Genomic DNA, 18970 nt, shown 5'->3' with positions numbered 1-18970 from the left:
ACGCTGCTGCGGGCGGTCGACAAGGACAAGCTGGTGATCGCGCTGAAGGGCGCGTCGGAGGAACTGCGCGACCTGTTCTTCTCGAACATGTCGGAACGCGCCGCCAAGCTGATGCGCGAGGACATGCAGGCGCTCGGGCCGATCCGGCTCAAGGACGTCGAGGACTCCCAGCAGGCCATGGTGCAGTCCGCCAAGGACCTGGCCGACCGCGGCGAGATCGTGATCGGCGGCTCCGGCGGCGACGACCAGCTGGTCTACTGAGGCCGGTCGCGGCCGGGGTAGTAGCCGACAACGTCGCCGTCGGTCGTGACCCCGAGCCCGTTCAGCAACCGGTTCACGTAGTTGAAGTAGCCGACGATCTGGTTGGCCTCGAGGATCGCGCCGTCGTCCAGCCCGGCGGCCCTGAGCGCCTCGACGTCGGATCTTTCCATCTCCCCGGGACGCAGGGTCAGCTTCTCGGCATATCGCAGCAGGGCGAGTTCGCGGCCGTCGAACACCGCCTCGGGCGTCCCGGCATCGAGCGCCGACCGGATCCGCGCGGCGCGGTCGTCGTCGCCGATCAGGTGGGCGGCGTTGGCCCAGTGATTGGCGAGGGAGTAAGGGCACCTGTTGAGGATCGAGACATAGGAGCTGATCGTTTCCTGCAGCCAGGTCGGCAGGGTGTTCGCATCGTCGTGGAGGGCGGCGCGATACAGGATCACATGGCCGCGCATGGTGTTCGGCCGCAGGGAATGGACGCGCATGACGTTGTCGACGGTCCCGTGCGGCGTGCGTGCCAGCGCGAGGACATCGCGCAGTTCCGCGTCGGCATCCTCGTCCGCGATCATCTCGATCCAGGCGGCCATGTCCGGGCTCCCTCTCCTCCGGCCGTCTGCCGGTACTCCCGTTGCAGCAACACAGGGTGGCAAAAAACCGCGCGGAACAACGCCCGATAGTGCTGGATTCGAGCGGGAATCGATACTAGCGTACCCGCCCGACGGAAGGTACCGGGGGACCGCTGTCGGATGCCGAGTTCGCGCGACTACGACTTCAAGCTGGACTGGTCGGTGGTACGCGAAGCGTCGCTCGGGCCGGGCGACGAAGGCGTGCTCGTCACGGAGACGAATCGACGGCTGTTCGCGCGCTGGATGGCCGCCGGCCATGGCGAATGGATGGTTCCCCGCGATGCCTTCGATATCGTCGAGCTGGGCGCCCTGGTCGGGTCGCTGTGCGTGCACGACCGTGACGAAGACCAGGACGACTATCTCTGCCGGGTCTGCGGCAGCGACGTCGCCGGCGACATCGGCATCGACCTGACCGGCCGCCTGATGTCGACCTATCCGGATCTGTTCCGGGAAGCGGTGCGCGCCGGCTACGACCGGGCCCTGGCGACCCGCCGACCGTTCGTGGCCGTCCATCTGCTCGTCCGGACCGAAAGGGCGTCGCTCTATCCTCGCGAAGAGGCCCGGGTGCTGCACGAAGGGCTGATCCTGCCGGTGACCCGGAGCGGTCGGGGAATCGACTGCTTCATCACCCATGTGGCCCGGCTGCCGGCCAGCGCCCTGGCCGGCGACGCCACCGTCGGCAGCACCTGCCCCAACGGAATCGCCTGACCGGACCCCGCCGTCGCCTGCGGCGGCGTGCGCAGTTGCCACGATCCGGGGCCGATGGCACTGTCCGCGCCATGCCGACGCCGACATCCGCTTCCGAGCCGCAGCCCGTCGATCCTGCGCTTCCCGAGCCGACGGGCCGCGACCAGGCGTTCCTGCGCGACATCTGGTATTTCGCCATGCCGTCCGCCGATCTGGCGCCCGGTGCGATGCAGCCGAAGACCCTGCTGGGCGAGCCGATCGTGTTCGGCCGCGGCGACGACGGGTCGGTCTTCGGCCTGCGCGACATCTGTCCGCACCGCGGCATCCCGCTGTCTGACGGCCGGTTCGACCGCGGCGAGGTCGAGTGCTGCTATCACGGCTGGCGGTTCGCGCCGGACGGCCGCTGCACCGCGATCCCGTCGCTGACGGCCGACCAGGCCATGGAGATCGGCCGGATCCGGGTCCGGGCCTATCCGACGGTCGACCGGCACGGCGGCATCTGGGTCTACATGCCGGCCGACCCGCGCTCGACCGCCGAGCCCGCGGTCCCGCCGCCGAGCCTGCCGTCGGTGACCGACCGGGCGCCGGGCCTGGTGCAGCGCATGACCTTCCCCTGCCACGTCGACCACGCGGTCATCGGCCTGATGGATCCGGCGCACGGGCCGTTCGTGCATACCAGCTGGTGGTGGCGGTCGCGCAAATCGATCCATGAGAAGGCCAAGCGATTCGGGCCGACCGAGCTCGGCTTCGCGATGCTGCGGCACCAGCCGTCCAGCAACTCGGCGGCCTACAGGCTGCTCGGCGGCGTGCCGACCACCGAGATCCGCTTCCAGCTGCCGGGCCTGCGGGTCGAGGACATCGAGATCGGCCGGCACCGGGTGTGCGGGCTCACCGCGGTCACGCCGGTCGACGCGACGACCACCGAGATCCACCAGATGTTCTTCTGGACGGTGCCGGTGCTGTCGCTGCTGAAGCCGGTCCTGCAGCCGTTCGTCCGGCGCTTCCTGGCGCAGGACCGCGACGTGGTGGTGCGCCAGCAGCGGGGCCTCCGGCACGGCCCGGCCCTGATGCTGATCAACGACGCCGACGTCCAGGCCAAGTGGTATTTCCGCCTGAAGAAGGCCTATGCCGCCTGGCGCGACGACGGCACCCCGTTCGAGAACCCGGTGCGCGAGACCACGCTGCGCTGGCGAAGCTGATGGCCGGCGTCCGGTTCCCGCCGGCTGCCGCGGCCGCGAGCCCGGCGTGAGGCCGACCGGCTGGCGGGTGCTGCGGGCCGACTGGCGCCTGCTGGCGTTCGGCCTGCTGGTGGCATTCGCGTCGAGCGCCGGGCAGACCTATTTCGTCTCGCTGTTCTCGCAGCAGTTCCGCGACGCCTTCGATCTCGGGCATGCCGGATTCGGGGCGGTGTACTCGGCCGCCACCCTGGCCAGCGGCTTCCTGCTGATCTGGGCCGGCGGCCTGATCGACCGGATCGACCTGCGGCTGTTCGCGGCCGCCGTGCTCGCCGGCCTGGCGCTCGCCGCGACCGGTGCCGCGCTGGCGGCCGGGCCGGTCACGCTCGGTCTCGCGATCTTCCTGCTGCGGTTCTTCGGGCAGGGGCTGGCGTCGCACACCGCGGTCACGGCGACCGCGCGCTATGCCGATCCGTCGGTCCGCGGCAAGGCGGTCAGCGTCGCCACCCTCGGCTTTCCGGCGGGCGAGGCGCTGTGCCCGGTCCTGGTGGTGGCGGCGATCGCCGCCTTCGGCTGGCGCGAGACCTACGGCGGCACCGCGCTGGTGGTGGCGGTCCTGATCCTGCCTGCGGCGCTGGCCCTGTTGGCGACCCACGGCCGGCGTCACGCCGCCCTCCTGCACCGGACCGGCGGGGACGGGACGGATGCCATGCGCCAGTGGACCCGCGGCGAGGTGGTCCGCGACCGGGTATTCCACCGGGTGCTGATCGCGGCGATGGGCCCGTCCTTCATCGTCACCGGGGTGCTGTTCCACCAGGTCCACCTGGCCGAGGTGAAGGGCTGGACCCTGGCCGCCTTCGCCGTCGGCTATGTCGGCTATGCGGCCTGCCAGGTCGGCGCCGCGCTGGTCGCCGGGCCGGTGATCGACCGGATCGGCGCGCGCCGGACCTCGCGCTTCTACCTGGCGCCGCTCGGTCTCGGGCTGCTGGTGCTGGCGACGTTCGATCCGGTGTGGTCGGGCTACCTGTTCCTGATGGCGGCCGGCACCACCGCCGGCTTCAGCTCGACCCTGCTCGGCACCCTTTGGGCCGAGCTGTACGGTGTGCGGCACCTGGGCGCGATCCGCGCCCTGGTGACCGCCTGCTCGGTGGTCGCGAGTGCGCTGTCGCCGGTGCTGCTGGGCGTGCTGCTGGACGGCGGCGTGTCCATTGAGGCGATCGCGGTCGGCTGCGCGATCTATCTGGCGGCCGGGGTCGCCATCCTGGCGCGGCTGTTCTCGCCCGGCGGCGCCGGTATGACCGGGACCTGAGGGCTCACCCCGCCAGCACGGCCTCGCGGCGCTTCAGGCTCCCGGCCGGCCAGTACTTGCTGCGCTGGTAGAACTCCTCGACCGCCGGCGTGCCGGCCGGCAGCACCACCCAGGGCTGCTTGGACGCGGTGAAGATGTGGATGTCCGGCGGCAGCCGGTCCGGCTCGTCCAGGCTGCCGACCCGCACGAAGCGGATCTTGTCACCGGCCCCGGCATAGTTGCTCCATACCGCGACCCGGCAGGCCGGGCAGCGCCAGATCTTCTGGCCCTTGCCGCTCTCCGACGGGGTGACCACGCATTCCGGCCGCCCGGCCAGCAGCTCGACCCGGTCGGCCTCGATCATGGCGTTGAGCGCGAACGCGGTGCCGGTCTCGCGCTGGCACCAGCGGCAGTGGCAGCAGTGCACGAACATCGGGCGGCTGGTCATCCGGTAGCGCACCTGCCGGCAGGTGCAGCCGCCCTCGGCGGTGAAGTCGGTGTCGGCGGTCATCGGGCGGCTCCGGCGAGGTGGCGCGTTTCGTGTCCTAACGATCCAACCCGACCGCCTTGCGCAGGGCAAGGTTGATCCGGGCGTGCCATCCCGGCCCGCCGCTCTTGAAGCGCTGGACGACGTCCGGGTCGAGGCGGATCGTGACCGGCACCTTGGTCGGCGCCTTCTGCGGCCCGCGCCGGCGCACCAGATCCGGGTGCACCTCGGCGAACGGGCGCATCTGCCGCATTTCCTCGTCGGTCAACGGCGGATTGTCCGGGTCGTTCTCGGCGGCCGCGGTGATCGCGGCGTCTTCCTCGGGTGTGGGGCGCACCAGCCGCCGTCTCATCGTTCCAACCATCTCATTCCTCCGCCGTGCGCTCGTAGAAGTCGAACTCCCGATCATTGGCCTTGCGCAGACTGATCACTCGTAAGCTGGAGTTCCGAATGGTGTAGACCAGTACGTGCAGGCGGTCATTGATCGGTCCAAAGGCTCTCCATCGGACCTCGCCATAGTTTCGCCGGTCGTCGACCCGGATCACTGCCGCCTCGAAGCCGAATGCGTGAACAAGATCGAGCGGCACGCCGTGCTTGGCGAGGTTGGCGGTGGCCTTCGCGGCGTCCCACTCGAAGTCCATGCGCTGATTGCATGTACGATTTGTTGCGCCGAATTGCTAGTGGGGTGTATGGGAGACGGAGAGGCGATTCCGGACTTTAGGCAGACATCGCCAGGGCCGGCGCCGCGCCGGTGCCCTCGACCTCGGCGCGGTGCGCCCGGAACAGCTGCACCAGGGCGTCCATCACGATGCGCACCCGCGGCACGTTGCGCAGGTCGTTGTGCACCAGCATCCACTGCTCGGCGGCGGCTTCCGCGACGACCGGGGTGATCCGCCGCAGGCCCGGCTCGGCGTCGCCGATGAAGCAGGGCAGCACGCCGACGCCGTTGCCGCCGCGGATGGCGTTGGCCAGCACCACGCCGTTGTTGGTCCGGACCGACGGCTTGCCGTTGCCGAGCAGGGCCGCCTGCCAGGCCTGGCCCGGCATGTACTGGTGCTCGTCGTCGAAGCCGACCCAGGGCAGCTCGACCAGGGTGGCGCGCGTCCCGTCGCTGCGGGCCGCCATCTCGGCGGTGCCGTAGACCGCATAGGCGAAGGTCGCGACCTTGCGGCCGACCAGGCTGGCGAGGTCCGGCACCCGGTTGCGGATCAGCAGGTCGGCCTCGCGCCGCGACAGGTTGGCGTAGGTATGGGCGACCACGATCTCGAACTCGATGCAGCGGTGGTTGGCGGTCAGCTCGATCAGGTACCGGGCCAGGAACTCCGCCATGGTCTCGTCGACCGAGATCCGCACGGTGCCGAGATGCGAGGCGGACAGGCCGGCGCTGCGCCGGTCGATCGACAGCGAGGCGCGCTCCATCTCCTTGACGTCGTGCAGCAGCTCGAGCGCCTGCTCGGTCGGCTGGAAGCGGTCCGGCAGCCGGTCGAACAGCCGGGTGCCGAGTTCCTCCTCCAGCGCCTTGACGCGCCGCGCGATGGTCGGGTGGCTGACGCGCAGGCGACGGGCCGCGGCCGTCAGGTTGCCCTCCTCGGCCAGCGCCAGGAACACGCGCAGATTGTCCCAGTCTCCGATCATGGCCGTATCATAGCGTTGTGGGCGGTCCGGCAGGCTGTACGATTTTCTACGGACGTTCCTCGAATTTGTCTACGGACGAACGAAACCGTTCGGCAGTAGTGTCTTGCGACTCGTTCGCAAATCCGGAGTGACGCAGATGCATTTCGAGCCTCGGCTCTGGGCCTTCACGCAGGGTGTGCGCGGGCGGATCGCCTGGGCGGTGCTGATCGGGCTGGTCGCGGTCGCGCTCGGCGTGGCCCGTCTGGCGTTGCTCGGCTGGCTGATCGCCCGGGTGTTCGCCGGCGACGGTCTTGCCGAGATCGCCCCCGCCGCGGTCGGCATCGCCGTCGTCATGGTGCTGCGCGGGGTGTTCGAGCAATGGCGGACCATGGTCGCGCACGAGACCGCGGCGATCGTCCAGAAGCGCCTGCGCCGCAACCTGTTCGAGCGTCTGGCGGCGCTCGGACCGGCCTATGTCGGGGCCGAGCGGTCCGGCGACCTGACCCTGGTGCTGATCGACGGGGTCGAGCAGCTCGAGACCTATTTCGGCCAGTACCTGCCGCAGCTGCTGGTGGCGGCGCTGACCCCGCTGCTGATCTTCGCCTTCGTCGCCTGGCTCGACCTGCCGGTGGCGGCGATCATGTGCGGCTTCGCCCTGCTGGCGCTGTTCGCGCCGGCGGCCTGGCACAAGAAGGACACCGCCAACTCGATCGCCCGCCAGAGGGCCTATGCGGCATTCGCTGCGGAGCTGCTCGACTCGATCCAGGGCCTCGCTACCCTCAAGGCCTTCGGCCGCTCGGCCGAGCGCGCGACGGTCCTGGCCGAGAAGGCCCGGCACCTGTTCCAAACCACCATGTGGGTGCTCGGCACCAACACCCTGGCGCGCGGCATCACCGATGCGTCGATCGCGCTCGGCGCGGCCTGCGCCCTGGCGCTCGGCGCCTACCGGGTCGAGGCCGGGGCCATGGAGCTGTCGGCGCTGCTGGTGATCCTGATGCTCGGCGTCGAGATCTTCCGGCCGATGCGCGACCTGCGCTCGGTCCTGCACCAGGGCATGGTCGGGCTGTCCGCCGCCCAGGGCCTGTACAGGCTGTTCGACGCCCGGCCGCCGGTGGCCGACGCCCCGGCCCGCGCGGTGCCGGATCTGGAGCCGAGCATCGCCTTCGAGGGCGTTCGCTTCGCCTATCCGGGCTCGCGCCGGGTCACCCACGAGGCACTCAGCTTCACCGTGAAGCCGGGCGAGCGGGTCGGCGTGGTCGGCCCGTCCGGGGTCGGCAAGTCGTCGATCGTGCGGCTGCTGCTGCGGTTCTACGACCCCGATGCCGGTACCGTGCGGATCGGCGGCGAGGACCTGCGGACCCTGCCGTTCGAGGCGATCCGCAGCCGCGTCGCGGTGGTCCAGCAGGACGCCTTCCTGTTCCACGGCACGATCGCCGAGAACATCCGCCTCGGCCGGCCCGACGCCACCGAGGCGCAGATGGTGGAGGCGGCGAAGGCGGCCAACATCCACGGCTTCATCGCCGGGTTGCCGCAGGGCTACGACACCGCGGTCGGCGAGAAGGGCATCAAGCTGTCGGGCGGCCAGCGCCAGCGCGTGGCGATCGCCCGGGCGATCCTGCGCGACGCCCCGATCCTGGTGCTGGACGAGGCGCTGTCGGCGGTCGACGCCGAGAACGAGGCGACCATCCAGGCCGCCCTCGACCGGCTGATGCAGGGCCGCACCACGCTGATCCTGGCGCACCGGCTGTCCAGCGTGGTCGACTGCGACCGCATCCTGGTGCTGGACGAGGGCCGGGTGGTCGAGCAGGGCCCGCACCGCGAGCTGCTGGCGAAGGGCGGGGTCTATGCCTCGCTGATGGCCGAGCAGGTGCGCGACGCCGAGCGGTCGGCCGACGACGCCGACCTGGCCGAGGCGCCGGCGGCCGAGGAGGCGGAGTCCGCGGCCGCGACCCGGCGCTACGACGTGCTGGGCGGCCCGACCGAGGGCATCGTCGCGGCCGAGGGCCTGGGCTGGGGCCGGCTGGTCGCCCTGCTGCTCGGCCTGATCGGGCCGTGGAAGGGCAAGATGACCGCCACCTTCGTGTTCGGGGTGGCGCGGGTCGTGGCCTTCATCGGCGTCGGGGTGATCAGCGCGCTGATCGTGCTGGCGCTGAAGGAGGGCCGGCCGTTCGAGCCGCTGCTGCCCTGGCTGTTCGTCACCGCGCCGCTGGCCGGCATCCTGCACTGGGCGGAGTCCTGGCTGGCCCACGACGTGGCGTTCCGGCTGCTGGCCGAGATGCGGATCGCGATCTTCGACAAGCTCGACAAGCTGGCGCCGGCCTATCTGGTGCGGCGGCGGACCGGCGACCTGATGGGCATCGCCACCCAGGACGTCGAGCTGGTCGAGTATTTCTTCGCCCACACCGTCGCCCCGGCCTTCGTGGCGGTGCTGGTGCCGGCGGCGGTGCTGGCCACCCTGGCCTGGGCCGACGTCTGGCTGGCGGCGGCGCTGGCGCCGTTCCTGCTGGCGGTCGGGCTGTGCCCGTGGCTGATGCGCGGCCGGGTCGACACGCTCGGCTCCAAGGCCCGCGAGGCCGCCGGCGAGCTGGCGGCCCATGCCGTGGACTCGGTGCAGGGCCTGGGCGAGATCGTCGCCAACCGCCAGGAACTCGTGCGCGGCGACGATCTGGACCGGCTGACCGACGCCCATGTCGGGCACCGGATGCCGTTCTTCCGCGAGCTGACCGCCCAGCACAGTATCCTCGAGGTGCTGACCGGGCTCGGCGGCCTGGCGATCGTGGTGACCGGGGCGGCGCGGGCTGCCGACGGCGCCATCGATCCGGGCCTGCTGCCGCTGCTCACCCTGCTCGGCATCGCGGCCTTCCTGCCGGTCTCCGAGATCGCGCAGATCGGCCGGCAGCTCGCCGACACCCTCGGCGCCACCCGCCGGATCCACGCGGTCGAGGTCGAGACCCCGGTGGTGCAGGACGGGCCCGGCGTCGACACCGCCCGGCCGCTGCACGGTGCGGCGCTGTCGGTGGAGGACGTGCGGTTCCGCTATCCCGGCACCGACCGCCCGGCGCTGGACGGCGTCAGCTTGCAGGTCGCGGCCGGCGAGACCGTGGCCCTGGTCGGGCCGTCCGGCGCCGGCAAGACCACCACCGCGCAGATGCTGATGCGGTTCTGGGACCCGGAATCCGGGCGGGTGCTGCTGGACGGCCTGGATCTGCGCGAGCACCGCATCGACCAGGTGCTCGACCGGGTCGCCCTGGTCGCCCAGGACACCTACCTGTTCAACGACTCCCTGGAGGCCAACATCCGCATGGCCAGGCCCGATGCGACCGAGGCCGAGCTGCGGGCGGCGGTCGAGCATGCGGCGCTGGGCGACCTGGTGGACGCCCTGCCGGACGGCCTGGCGACCGGGGTCGGCGAGCGCGGGGCCAGCCTGTCGGGCGGCCAGCGCCAGCGGGTGGCGATCGCCCGGGCGTTCCTGAAGGACGCGCCGATCCTGATCCTGGACGAGGCGACCTCGCATCTCGACGCGGTCAACGAGCGGCTGGTGCGCGGCGCCCTGGAGCGCCTGCAGGAGGGCCGGACCACCGTGGTCATCGCCCACCGGCTGTCGACGGTGCGCGGCGCCGACCGGATCGTCGTGCTCGACCGCGGCCGGGTCGCCGAGACCGGCCGCCACGACGAGCTGGTCGCGAAGGGCGGGCTGTACGCCCGGCTGGTCAGCCGGCAGTCCGGCAACGGCCGGGCGGCCGCGGCGGAGTAGACGGCGACGGCGCGGCGAGGAGCCCCCCTTCAGCCCACGTAGTACTGCTCCCAGGGCCGGGTGGCGCGCGGCGGGTCGCCGAGATGCGGCCGTTCGAAGTCGAGGGTGAGGTTGGGGTTGTAGAAGGGATCGGCCTCGAGCCGGGTCTGCCAGCGCTCCTGCATGGTGCGGACCTCGGCGGCGAACCGCTCCATCTTCTCGGGTGCGGTGTCGAGGCCGCGACTGACCGATTCGTGGTGGTACAGCTCGGCATAGGGCGTCCACACGATGCGGTAGCCGGCCTTGCGGATCTTCAGGCACAGGTCGACGTCGTTGAACGCCACCGCCAGGTGGTGCTCGTCCAGTCCGCCGACCTCGTCCCACACCTTCTTCGGGGTCAGCAGGCAGGCGGCGGTGACCGCCGAGAAGTTGTTCACGATCGCCGCGCGGCCGAAATAGCCGCGCTTCTCGCGCGGCAGCCGCTTGTCGAAATGCCCGGCGACCCCGCCAAGGCCGACGATCACCCCGCCGTGCTGCAGGGTGTCGTTGGGGTAGTACAGCTTGGCGCCGACCGCCCCGACCCCGGGCTGCACGGCCTGGCGGACCATCTCGGTCAGCCAGTCGCGGCCGATCGGCTCGATGTCGTTGTTCATCAGGCCGAGGATTTCGCCCTTGGCCGAGCGGGCGGCCCGGTTGTTGAGGCGCGAGTAGTTGAACGGGCCGTCGTCGCGCATCACGCTGATGCGCGGGTCCTCGGCCAGGGTCTTGAAGTAGTCCAGCGACTCCGGCTCGTCGCTGCCGTTGTCGACCAGGATCATCTCCCAGTTCTGGTAGTCGGTGTTCTCGCGCAGGCCGTCGACGAACAGCTTCAGGATCTCCGCCTTGTTGCGGGTCGGCACGATCAGGCTGACCAGCGGCGGCTTCTTCGGCAGGGCGTAGACCACGCGGTGGCTGTACTTGTCGTCGCCGGCGACCACCTCGGCCTTGATCTTGCGGCGCTCCAGGTGCTCGCGAATCGCCCGGCGGGCGGCCTCGAGCGCGTAGTCCTTGGCCTCCTCGGTGTCGGCGACCGAACCGGACACCGCGCGCCAGTGGTAGAGGATGAACGGGATGTGGCGGATCCGGTCGGGGCTGCTGCGGTCGATGATCCGCAGCGCCAGGTCGTAGTCCTGGCTGCCCTCGAAGCCCAGGCGGAACCGGCCGACCTCCTCGACCAGGCTGCGGCGGTGGGCGGTGAGGTGGTTGAGGTAGTTCTGGGCCAGGAACATGTCCGGCGACCAGTCGGGCTTGCAGTAGGGCTGGTCGGTCTCGCCGGCCTCGTCGATCTTGTCTTCGTCGCTGTAGATGATGTCGGCGTTCGGGTGCCAGTTCAGCTCGTTCGCGATCATGTAGAGCGCGTGCCGGGTCAGCTCGTCGTCGTGGTCGAGCAGCACCACGAACTCGCCGGTCGCGAGGTCGAGCGCCGAGTTCGAGGCGGCCGAGATGTGCCCGTTCTTCTCGCGGTAGACCACCTTGATCCGCTCGTCCTCGGCGGCATGCCGGCGGACCACCTCGAGGGTCTCCTCGCGGGTCGAGGCGTCGTCGGCGATGCACAGCTCCCAGTTCGGGTAGAGCTGGTCGCGCACCGACTGGATGGCCTTCTCCAGCACGTCCGGATCGGTGTTGTAGGTCGGCATGATCACCGACAGCAGCGGCTTGGTCGGCATCACCTCGATGTGGCGCTCGATCGCCTCGATGTCGCCGGCCGCCAGCGCCGCGTAGGTGTCCCACCAGTTCCGGTAGGTGCGCAGCGGCTCGGTCGCCTGGTGCCGGAGCCCCTCCTTGATCTCGCGCAGGCCGCCGCGCTTGAGGGCCGCCACCAGGCCGTCCCAGGTCCGGCGGCGCACGTCGCGGTCCTTGAGCGCCGGCGCGATCCGGTCCCAGAGCAGCTGGGCGGCCAGGACGACGCCGTTGAGCTCGCGGATGTGGATCGGGCCGACCCGGAACTCACCCATGAAGGTGACCGGATCGAGCCGCAGCGAGGTCACCCGGTCGGGCAGGCGCACGATGGCCCGGCCGCGGCCGTTGCGGGTCGGCGGCAGCCGGAACCGGCCGGACTCGTCGGTGCCTTCGCCCTGGTCGACGAACAGGAACGGCGAGGCGATGCGCTTGGCCTCGATCTGGTACTTGATCTCGATCCAGCCGGTCGGAAGCCGCCCGCGCTGGGTGCCCAGGACGATATGGGGATGCGGGTTCAGCGCCACGTAGTGACCCTGGGAGAGGTGCCGGATGTTGATGAAGGTCAGCGGCACCATCTCGTAGCTGCGGAGCCGCATGGTCCCGAGCAACCCGATTCCGATCCGGGCCAGGCCGCGCAGCGGCCGGGTCAGCTGCCACGACCAGGTCGAGCCGATGTAGCGGAAGTTCTGGTGCAGCCGGGCGACCTCGCCCTGCGCCATGCTGAACTCGGCGTCCTTCTCGACCAGGGTCCGCCGCAGTTCCTGGATGGTATGCGCCTGCGACGTCGAGATGTCGGCCAGCGAGGCGTGCAGGTTGGCGAGCTCGGCATCGCGCTGGGCGATGCGGTGGTCGCGCTCGGCGATCCGGTTCTCGCGCTCGGCGACCCGGCTCTCCTGCTCGGCTGCCCAGATCTGCCGCTCGTGCAGGCGGTGGTGCAGGTCCTCGAGCTCCTCGGCCAGCCGCTTCTCGCGCGGGATGGCGTCGGCGACCGCGTCGTCGTAGTACCAGCCGGCGAGGTCGAGCCCGGCCGCGACCGCGTCGAGCGCCTTCTCGGCGTCGCCGTCCGGACCGGCGGCCAGCCGGCCGAGTGCGCCGTAGGCCGCCCCGACCCATTGCGCCAGCTGCGGGTCGTCGGACAGCGCCTCGTCGTGGAACGAGAAATGCCGGAGCTGCGGCTGCAGGAACCCGTCGATCGCCGCCTGCGCCTTGCGGCCGCGCAGAGTCAGCGGCAGCCCGAGGTCGTCGGCGAGCTGCTTCATCACCGGTCGCCAGTCGGCCATCAGGGCGGCATAGTCGACGAAGGCGCGGCGACCGCCCCGGGTCGCCCGTTCGGCCTCCAGGGTGTGGCGCAGCCAAAGCAGGTAGCCGCGCCCCCTGGACATGCCGTCGCGCTGGTGCAGCGACCGCACGATCTCCATCGGGTTGCGCAGCATGATCACCCATGCCGGGGTCACGCCGAGGTCGTCCGCGATAGCGGTCCACAGCGGCACGAACCGGCACATCCGCGGGTCCTTGATACCCCACAGGGAGTGGTCGGCGAAATCGGTGCGCATCCGCTCGACGAGGCGCGTCCGGACGTCGGCGGTCGCGTCGGCGGTCAGCCAGTCGGCCGGCAGCGCACGCGGGTCGTCCCAGCTGGCGCCCAGGCCATCCAGCAGCTCGCCGTGCAGGTCGACGGCCGCCTGGTGCTCCCAGAACCCGGTCTCGTTGTTGCTGGCCGCCGCCGGCATCAGGTCGTCGCCGAGTTCCACGCCGAGCAGGTTCATCACCCGCGTGAGCGCCGAAGTGCCGCTGCGATGCATGCCCAGGACGAACACGGCGGTCGGCCGTTCGGACACGCTGCCGGTCGGGGCGGTTGTGCGGGCTTTGGGCCGGTTTCTGGTCGCCATGTTCCCCAGTTCCAAAGGGTGACCCGGTCGGATAGCTGTTTGCCCGAGTCCGGTCAACGCACTCGCCACGCCGTGGCCCTTGTCGGTGACAAGTGGTTTACAACCTGCGGCGATTCATAAGACACTCCCGCCGACCGGCGACGACCAAGTTTCGGGTTTCCCTGCTTGCCGCGTTTGGTATAAGCCGGCATCGCTGAGCAAGCGAGCAAGATGCATTACGGGCGAGGGTCATGGGCACCTATCTGGACGATCTTTGGAACGATCTCGAGAAGACGTGGGATCTCGCGATGGAGATCAACGATCTTCCCGAGGCGGAGCGTGCCGACGTCGCTGCTGCCTGGGAGAAGTTCAAGGCATCCGAACTCGTCGACAACGCCCGGACCGAGCAGGAAGCCAGTGGAACGCTGCCCCCGCAGAAGGTGTTCTGCACGAACATCTACGGCGTTCAGTACAACCCCGAGACCAAGTACTGGATCCCGTTCCGCCACGGCGAGATCGACCTCGCGAAGTTCACTGAGGACTGATTCGCCGGCCCGGTCGCTCTCGGCCGGCGGTTATGATACGGTGTTTGGTGCGCGTCGACGCGCGTCCAGCCCGGTCTGACGAAGGCGAGAATGCAGTCGCGCGGTCCCGTCACCGTTCATCGACTCCTGAGGGCTTGCTACACGGCATTCGCTGCGTGTGGCGTGTTCAGCTTCTTCGTCAACCTGCTGATGCTGACGATGCCGCTGTTCATGTACCAGGTCTTCGACCGGGTACTGGCGAGCCGCAGCCCGGCCACCCTGTTCCTGCTTCTGCTCATGGCCACCCTGGCGCTCGGCGTGCAGGCGGCGCTCGACAGCGTGCGCGCCTTCGCCTTCGTGCGGGTATCGCGCTGGATCGACCGGCGCATCGCGCCGCTGCTGCTGTCGGCGATCGTGATCGACGCGCTCGACCGCTCCAAGGTCGGGTCGATCCAGGTACTCCGGCAACTGGCGGTGCTGCGCAGCTTCCTGACCGGACCGGGCATGCTGACCATGCTCGACATCCCCTGGGTGCCGGTGTTCCTCCTGATCATCTTCTACGTCAACGCGCCGATGGGCCTGGCGGCGCTCGGCGGGGCCGCGGTCATGCTGGTGCTGGGCATCGTCAACGACCGGGTCACCCGGCCGGCCCTGGCCGAGGCGCAGGGCCACTCGGCGACCGCGTTCCAGTCCGCCGACTCGGCGGTCCGCAACGCCGCGGTGGTCGAGAGCATGGGCATGCGCCAGGCGATCCTGCGCCGCTACCACGTCGCCAACGACAAGGTCCTGGACCTGCAGGGCAAGGCCAGCGACCGGGCGGCGGTGTTCCTGGCGATCTCCAAGTCGGCGCGCATGCTGGTGCAGATGGTGATCATGTCGGTCTCGGTGGTGCAGATCATCGATCCGCAGACCCCGATGACGCCCGGCCTGATGATCGCCGCCGTGCTGATCCTCGGGCGGGCCCTGCAGCCGATCGAGCAGGGTGTCGGCCAGGCCCGGCCGATGATCGAGGCCTACCAGGCCTATCGCCAGATCGAGGAGGTGCTGGAGGCCGCCCAGAGCCGGCTCGAGAAGATGGAGCTGCCGCCGCCGGCCGGCCACCTGTCGGTCGAGAACCTGTACTTCCAGCCGCCCGGCCTGACCAAGCCGATCCTGCAGCGCATCACCTTCGAGGTCGCCGCCGGCGAGGCACTGGGGGTCATCGGGCCGTCGGCCTCCGGCAAGTCGACGCTGGCCCGGCTGCTGGTCGGGGTTGCCAAGCCGAACATCGGCAATGTGCGGCTCGACGGTGCCGACGTGTTCAGCTGGGACGGCGAGGAACTCGGCCGTCACCTCGGCTTCATGCCGCAGGACATCGAGCTGTTCCCCGGCACCGTGGCCGAGAACATCGCCCGCCTGGAGGACGAGCCGGATCCGCAGAAGGTCGTCAAGGCGGCCCGTCTGGCCGGGCTGCACGACATGATCCTGCGGCTGCCGAACGGCTACGACACCGAGATCGGCTGGGCCGGGCAGATCCTCTCGGGCGGCCAGAAGCAGCGGGTCGCACTGGCGCGGGCGCTATACGGCGACCCCCGCGTGGTGGTGCTGGACGAGCCCAACGCCAACCTGGACAGCCAGGGCGACGACGCCCTGATAAACGCGGTGCGCGCCCTGAAGGCGAACGGGGTGACCGTCGTGCTGATCACCCACAGGCCGCAGACGCTGTCGCTGATGGACAAGGTACTGGTGCTGCAGAACGGCACCGTGCAGCGCTTCGGGCCGCGCGACGAGGTGATGCCGGCGTTGCCGCCGCTGCCGCCGCGCCCGGCGGTCGCCGGCCCGGGCGGCCAGGCGGTCGCGGGCCCGGGTGGCGCGCCGGATGCCGGCGGGCCGGCTCCGCGGCTGCAGGCCGGGCCGCCGAGACCGCATCCCGGTTCGCCTGCGGGCCCGCCGCAGGGACAGCAGCCGGGACAGCAGCCGGGACCGGTCCGGGCTCAGCCGGGCCCTTCGGCGCCGTCGCAGCTTCGCCCGGCCCCGGTTCCGCGGCCCGAGGCACGCCCGGCTGCGGCTGGCATGGAATCGGAACTGGTCGTCGATCGCGACCCGATCCCGGACGACGGCGACGAGGCCCGGATGGACGACCTGCCGGAGGACGGGACGGCGACGCCGGCGGCGACCGCCCCGACCGGCGAGCCGACGGTTCCGCGCCCGATCGGCGGCCGCGGCGTGGTGGTCCGGCCGCCGAGCCCGATGCGCGCGCAGTCGACCTCGCTGAGGGTGCACAATGTCCAGGCGATCTCCGCCGGACCGGACCGCAAGGAGGGCTGAGGGAGACGGCATGGCCCTGGTGCGCGACGACCAGACACGCGACCTGTCCCGCTGGAACGATCCGCTGGGCGAGGACGACGAGCGCAATCCGCTCGGCTGGAAGGGCGTGCTGTGGATCGGCTACGGCATCGTCTTCCTGTTCTTCGGCGTGTTCGGGATCTGGGCCGCCCTGGCGCCGCTGGAATCCGGCGCCGTCGCCCAGGGCCAGGTCCAGGTCGCCGGCAGCCAGCGGGTGGTGCAGCACCTGGAGGGCGGCATCATCAGGGAGATCCTGGTCCGCGAGGGCGACCGGGTGCAGGCGGGCCAGCCGCTGGTGGCGCTGGACCCGACCCGCGCACAGACCCAGTTCGATCGCATCAACCAGCAGTATCAGGCTGCCCTGGGCCGCGAGGCGCGGCTGCTCGCCGAGCGCCAGAGTGCCAAGACGATCGACTTCCCGGCGGAACTGGTCAGGGCGGCCGGCCAGCCCGGCGTGGCCGAGATCCTCGAGGGCGAGCGCCGGCTGTTCGAGGGCCGGCGCGCCTCGGTCGAGAGCCAGTTGCAGCTGCTGGACCGGCGGATCGCCAAGGGCCGCGAGGAGATCGCCGCCCTGAAGGCGCAGCACCGTTCCGACCGTCGCCAGCTGGCGATCATCAACGAGGAGATCGTCGGCGTCCGGGAGCTGTACGAGAAGGGCCTGGAGCGCAAGCCGCGGCTGCTCGCCCTGCAGCGTTCCGAGGCCGAGCTCGAGGGATCGATCGACAACCGCGAGGCGCTGATGGCACGGGCCTCCCAGGGGATCGCCGAGACCGAGTTCCAGAAGGCCGGGCTGGTCGAGAGCACCATCGCCGAGGTCGAGACCGAACTGCGGGCGGCCCAGGCGGAACTCCAGGACCTGCGCCAGCAGATGACCGCCGCCCAGGACGCGCTGAGCCGCACCACCATCACCGCGCCGGAGACCGGCCGGGTCTACGGCCTGCGGTTCCACACCCATGGCGGCGTGGTCGCCCCGGGCGACCCGATCCTCAACCTGGTACCGGACGACGAGGAGATGATCGTGAAGGTGCAGCTCGACCCGAACGACATCGACACGGTGCAGGAGGGGGCGCTGGCGACCGTGCGGCTGACCTCGTTCAACCAGCGGACCTTCAAGCCGATCGACGGCAAGGTGACGCACATCTCGCCGGACGTGGTGCAGCCCGAGCAGGGTGCGCCGTACTACGAGGCGCGCATCGAGCTCGACCCCGGGATGATGCGGCGCTTCGGCGTCGAGCTGGTGCCCGGCATGCCGGCGATGGCGATCATCTCGACCGGCGAGCAGACCATGCTCGACTACCTGATCGCGCCGATCGCCCGGTCGCTCGACACCGCGCTGCGGGAACAGTGAGCGCGGTCCGGTGAGCGTCCCGCCGCCCTCGCTGCTGCCCGGCTTCCTGCCCTACGGCCGCCAGGTCATCGACGACGACGACGTCGCCGCCGTGGCCGAGGTGCTGCGCGGCGACTTCCTGACCACCGGGCCGACCGTCGACGCCTTCGAGGCGGCGTTCGCGGCCGCCGTCGACGCCCCGCACGCAGTCGCCTGCTCCAGCGGCACCGCCGGCCTGCACCTGGCGATGCTGGCGCTCGGGGTCGGCCCCGGCGACGCGGTGGTGGTGCCCAGCGTCACCTTCCTGGCCAGCGCCAACTGCGCGGCCTATGTCGGGGCCGACGTGGCGTTCGCCGACGTCGACCCGGACACCGGCCTGATGGGCGTCACCCAGGCCCAGGCCGCTGCCGCCCGGGCCGGCCGCGAGCGGGTCAGGGCGATCGTCGCGGTCCACCTGAACGGCCACTGCGTCGACGTTGCCGGCCTGGCCGACGCGTTTCCCGGCGTGCCGATCGTCGAGGACGCCTGCCATGCGCTCGGCGGCTCGATGCGGGCCCGCGACCAGGCCTGGCACAAGGTCGGGGCGGTGCCGGACAGCGCCATCGCCATGTTCTCGACCCACCCGGTGAAGACCATCGCCACCGGCGAGGGCGGGGTGCTGACCACGCGCGACCCGGTGCTGGACGAGCGCATGCGCCGGCACCGCAACCACGGCATGGTGCGCGACCCGGCGCGCTTCACCGACCGGGAGCGGGCCTTCGACTCCACCGGGGCGCCGAACCCCTGGTACTACGAGATGCCCGAGCCGGGCTTCAACTACCGGCTGTCCGACATCCACGCCGCCCTCGGCCTGCGCCAGATCGGCAAGCTCGACCGCTTCGCCGAGGCCCGCCGGGCGCTCAGGGCGCGCTACGCCGACCGGCTGGCCGGGCTCGGCCCGCATGTCCGGCCGCTGCCGGTGGCCGACGGCTGCGACCCGGTCTGGCACCTGTCGGTGGCGCTGATCGACTTCGCCGCCCTCGGCACCGAGCGGGCGGCGGTGATGAACGCCCTGCGGGCGCGCGGCATCGGCACCCAGGTGCACTACATCCCGGTGCACGGCCAGCCGTATTTCCGCGCGCACCACCCGTCGCCGGAACTGCAGGGCGCCGAGACCTACTACGCCCGCTGCCTGTCGCTGCCGCTGTTCCCGGCGATGGCCGAAGCCGACGTCGACCGCGTGGTCGACGCCCTCGCCGAGGTGCTGGGGGTCGGTTGACCGCTCGTCGCCCCGTGGGTTCCGGCTCGTTCGCGCCGGGGCGGCGCGCCCGTCCGGAATGACGACAAACTGACAACCGTC

The 18970-nt window shown here is 70.9% G+C and carries 15 protein-coding genes; 9 read left to right on the top strand and 6 right to left on the bottom strand.

The annotated features are described in order from the left end of the window. Nucleotides 1-261, top strand: a 261-nt coding sequence (locus RIC31_RS21410; RefSeq protein ID WP_350112580.1) for a FliG C-terminal domain-containing protein, incomplete at its 5' end; no start/stop codon positions are given. Here RIC31_RS21410 and RIC31_RS21405 read toward each other — a convergent pair. Continuing rightward, the gene (locus RIC31_RS21405) at nt 255-845 is read right to left on the bottom strand and encodes a carboxymuconolactone decarboxylase family protein (RefSeq protein WP_350112577.1); all 591 of its coding nucleotides are present in this window, start codon (nt 843-845) and stop codon (nt 255-257) included. The two genes, RIC31_RS21410 and RIC31_RS21405, sit on opposite strands and share 7 nt — an antisense overlap. A gap of 159 nt (nt 846-1004) precedes the next feature. On the opposite strand from RIC31_RS21405, the gene RIC31_RS21400 reads away from it, so the two are divergent. The 3 genes from RIC31_RS21400 to RIC31_RS21390 all read left to right on the top strand — a co-directional run bounded on the left by RIC31_RS21400 (nt 1005) and on the right by RIC31_RS21390 (nt 4055). Continuing rightward, entirely contained in the window at nt 1005-1592 is a 588-nt protein-coding gene (locus RIC31_RS21400) for a hypothetical protein (protein ID WP_350112574.1), read from the top strand. 71 nt (nt 1593-1663) lie between these two features. After that, nucleotides 1664-2770: a Rieske 2Fe-2S domain-containing protein gene (locus RIC31_RS21395; RefSeq protein ID WP_350112571.1), complete on the top strand. Its 1107-nt coding sequence runs from the start codon at nt 1664-1666 to the stop codon at nt 2768-2770. Nucleotides 2771-2816: 46 nt separating this feature from the next. Then, a complete protein-coding gene (locus RIC31_RS21390) occupies nt 2817-4055 on the top strand; it encodes an MFS transporter (RefSeq protein WP_350112568.1) in 1239 nt (412 codons plus the stop codon). 4 nt (nt 4056-4059) lie between these two features. Here RIC31_RS21390 and RIC31_RS21385 read toward each other — a convergent pair whose 3' ends face one another. The 4 genes from RIC31_RS21385 to RIC31_RS21370 all read right to left on the bottom strand — a co-directional run bounded on the left by RIC31_RS21385 (nt 4060) and on the right by RIC31_RS21370 (nt 6156). Then, entirely contained in the window at nt 4060-4545 is a 486-nt protein-coding gene (locus RIC31_RS21385; RefSeq protein ID WP_350112565.1) for a GFA family protein, read from the bottom strand. Between the two features lie 34 nt (nt 4546-4579). After that, the gene (locus RIC31_RS21380) at nt 4580-4858 is read right to left on the bottom strand and encodes a BrnA antitoxin family protein (RefSeq protein WP_350112562.1); all 279 of its coding nucleotides are present in this window, start codon (nt 4856-4858) and stop codon (nt 4580-4582) included. A gap of 28 nt (nt 4859-4886) precedes the next feature. Next, a complete protein-coding gene (locus RIC31_RS21375; protein WP_350112559.1) occupies nt 4887-5162 on the bottom strand; it encodes a BrnT family toxin in 276 nt (91 codons plus the stop codon). Between the two features lie 76 nt (nt 5163-5238). Then, the gene (locus RIC31_RS21370; protein ID WP_350112556.1) at nt 5239-6156 is read right to left on the bottom strand and encodes a LysR family transcriptional regulator; all 918 of its coding nucleotides are present in this window, start codon (nt 6154-6156) and stop codon (nt 5239-5241) included. Between the two features lie 136 nt (nt 6157-6292). On the opposite strand from RIC31_RS21370, the gene RIC31_RS21365 reads away from it, so the two are divergent. Beyond that, on the top strand, nt 6293-9889 hold the full coding sequence (locus RIC31_RS21365; RefSeq protein ID WP_350112553.1) for an ABC transporter ATP-binding protein: 3597 nt from the start codon (nt 6293-6295) through the stop codon (nt 9887-9889). Nucleotides 9890-9918: 29 nt separating this feature from the next. On the opposite strand, the gene RIC31_RS21360 is transcribed toward RIC31_RS21365, so the two are convergent. Continuing rightward, on the bottom strand, nt 9919-13425 hold the full coding sequence (locus tag RIC31_RS21360) for a glycosyltransferase (protein WP_350112550.1): 3507 nt from the start codon (nt 13423-13425) through the stop codon (nt 9919-9921). Between the two features lie 281 nt (nt 13426-13706). Here RIC31_RS21360 and RIC31_RS21355 point away from each other — a divergent pair, with 281 nt between their 5' ends. The 4 genes from RIC31_RS21355 (at nt 13707) to pseC (ending at nt 18889) form a co-directional block, all read left to right on the top strand. After that, nucleotides 13707-14000: a hypothetical protein gene (locus RIC31_RS21355; protein WP_350112547.1), complete on the top strand. Its 294-nt coding sequence runs from the start codon at nt 13707-13709 to the stop codon at nt 13998-14000. Nucleotides 14001-14090: 90 nt separating this feature from the next. Next, nucleotides 14091-16286 (top strand): type I secretion system permease/ATPase, encoded by a 2196-nt coding sequence (locus tag RIC31_RS21350; RefSeq protein ID WP_350112544.1) that lies wholly within the window; start codon nt 14091-14093, stop codon nt 16284-16286. Between the two features lie 10 nt (nt 16287-16296). Next, on the top strand, nt 16297-17652 hold the full coding sequence (locus tag RIC31_RS21345; protein WP_350112541.1) for an HlyD family type I secretion periplasmic adaptor subunit: 1356 nt from the start codon (nt 16297-16299) through the stop codon (nt 17650-17652). 10 nt (nt 17653-17662) lie between these two features. Then, nucleotides 17663-18889, top strand: a complete 1227-nt coding sequence (gene pseC / locus RIC31_RS21340) for a UDP-4-amino-4,6-dideoxy-N-acetyl-beta-L-altrosamine transaminase (protein WP_350112536.1) — start codon at nt 17663-17665, stop codon at nt 18887-18889. Nucleotides 18890-18970 lie beyond the last annotated feature (81 nt).

Source organism: Thalassobaculum sp. (genome assembly GCF_040219615.1).
Taxonomy (GTDB): Bacteria; Pseudomonadota; Alphaproteobacteria; order Thalassobaculales; family Thalassobaculaceae; genus Thalassobaculum_A.
This window is presented reverse-complemented; position numbering and strand designations above follow the sequence as displayed.

Bases quoted from the DNA above. Each gene is read 5' to 3' on its own strand.
- RIC31_RS21370 (WP_350112556.1), bottom strand. From the start codon at position 6,156: ATGATCGGAGACTGGGACAATCTGCGCGTGTTCCTGGCGCTGGCCGAG.
- RIC31_RS21365 (WP_350112553.1), top strand. From the start codon at position 6,293: ATGCATTTCGAGCCTCGGCTCTGGGCCTTCACGCAGGGTGTGCGCGGG.
- RIC31_RS21400 (WP_350112574.1), top strand. From the start codon at position 1,005: ATGCCGAGTTCGCGCGACTACGACTTCAAGCTGGACTGGTCGGTGGTA.
- RIC31_RS21350 (WP_350112544.1), top strand. From the start codon at position 14,091: ATGCAGTCGCGCGGTCCCGTCACCGTTCATCGACTCCTGAGGGCTTGC.
- RIC31_RS21385 (WP_350112565.1), bottom strand. From the start codon at position 4,545: ATGACCGCCGACACCGACTTCACCGCCGAGGGCGGCTGCACCTGCCGG.
- RIC31_RS21395 (WP_350112571.1), top strand. From the start codon at position 1,664: ATGCCGACGCCGACATCCGCTTCCGAGCCGCAGCCCGTCGATCCTGCG.
- RIC31_RS21405 (WP_350112577.1), bottom strand. From the start codon at position 845: ATGGCCGCCTGGATCGAGATGATCGCGGACGAGGATGCCGACGCGGAA.
- RIC31_RS21375 (WP_350112559.1), bottom strand. From the start codon at position 5,162: ATGGACTTCGAGTGGGACGCCGCGAAGGCCACCGCCAACCTCGCCAAG.
- RIC31_RS21355 (WP_350112547.1), top strand. From the start codon at position 13,707: ATGGGCACCTATCTGGACGATCTTTGGAACGATCTCGAGAAGACGTGG.
- RIC31_RS21345 (WP_350112541.1), top strand. From the start codon at position 16,297: ATGGCCCTGGTGCGCGACGACCAGACACGCGACCTGTCCCGCTGGAAC.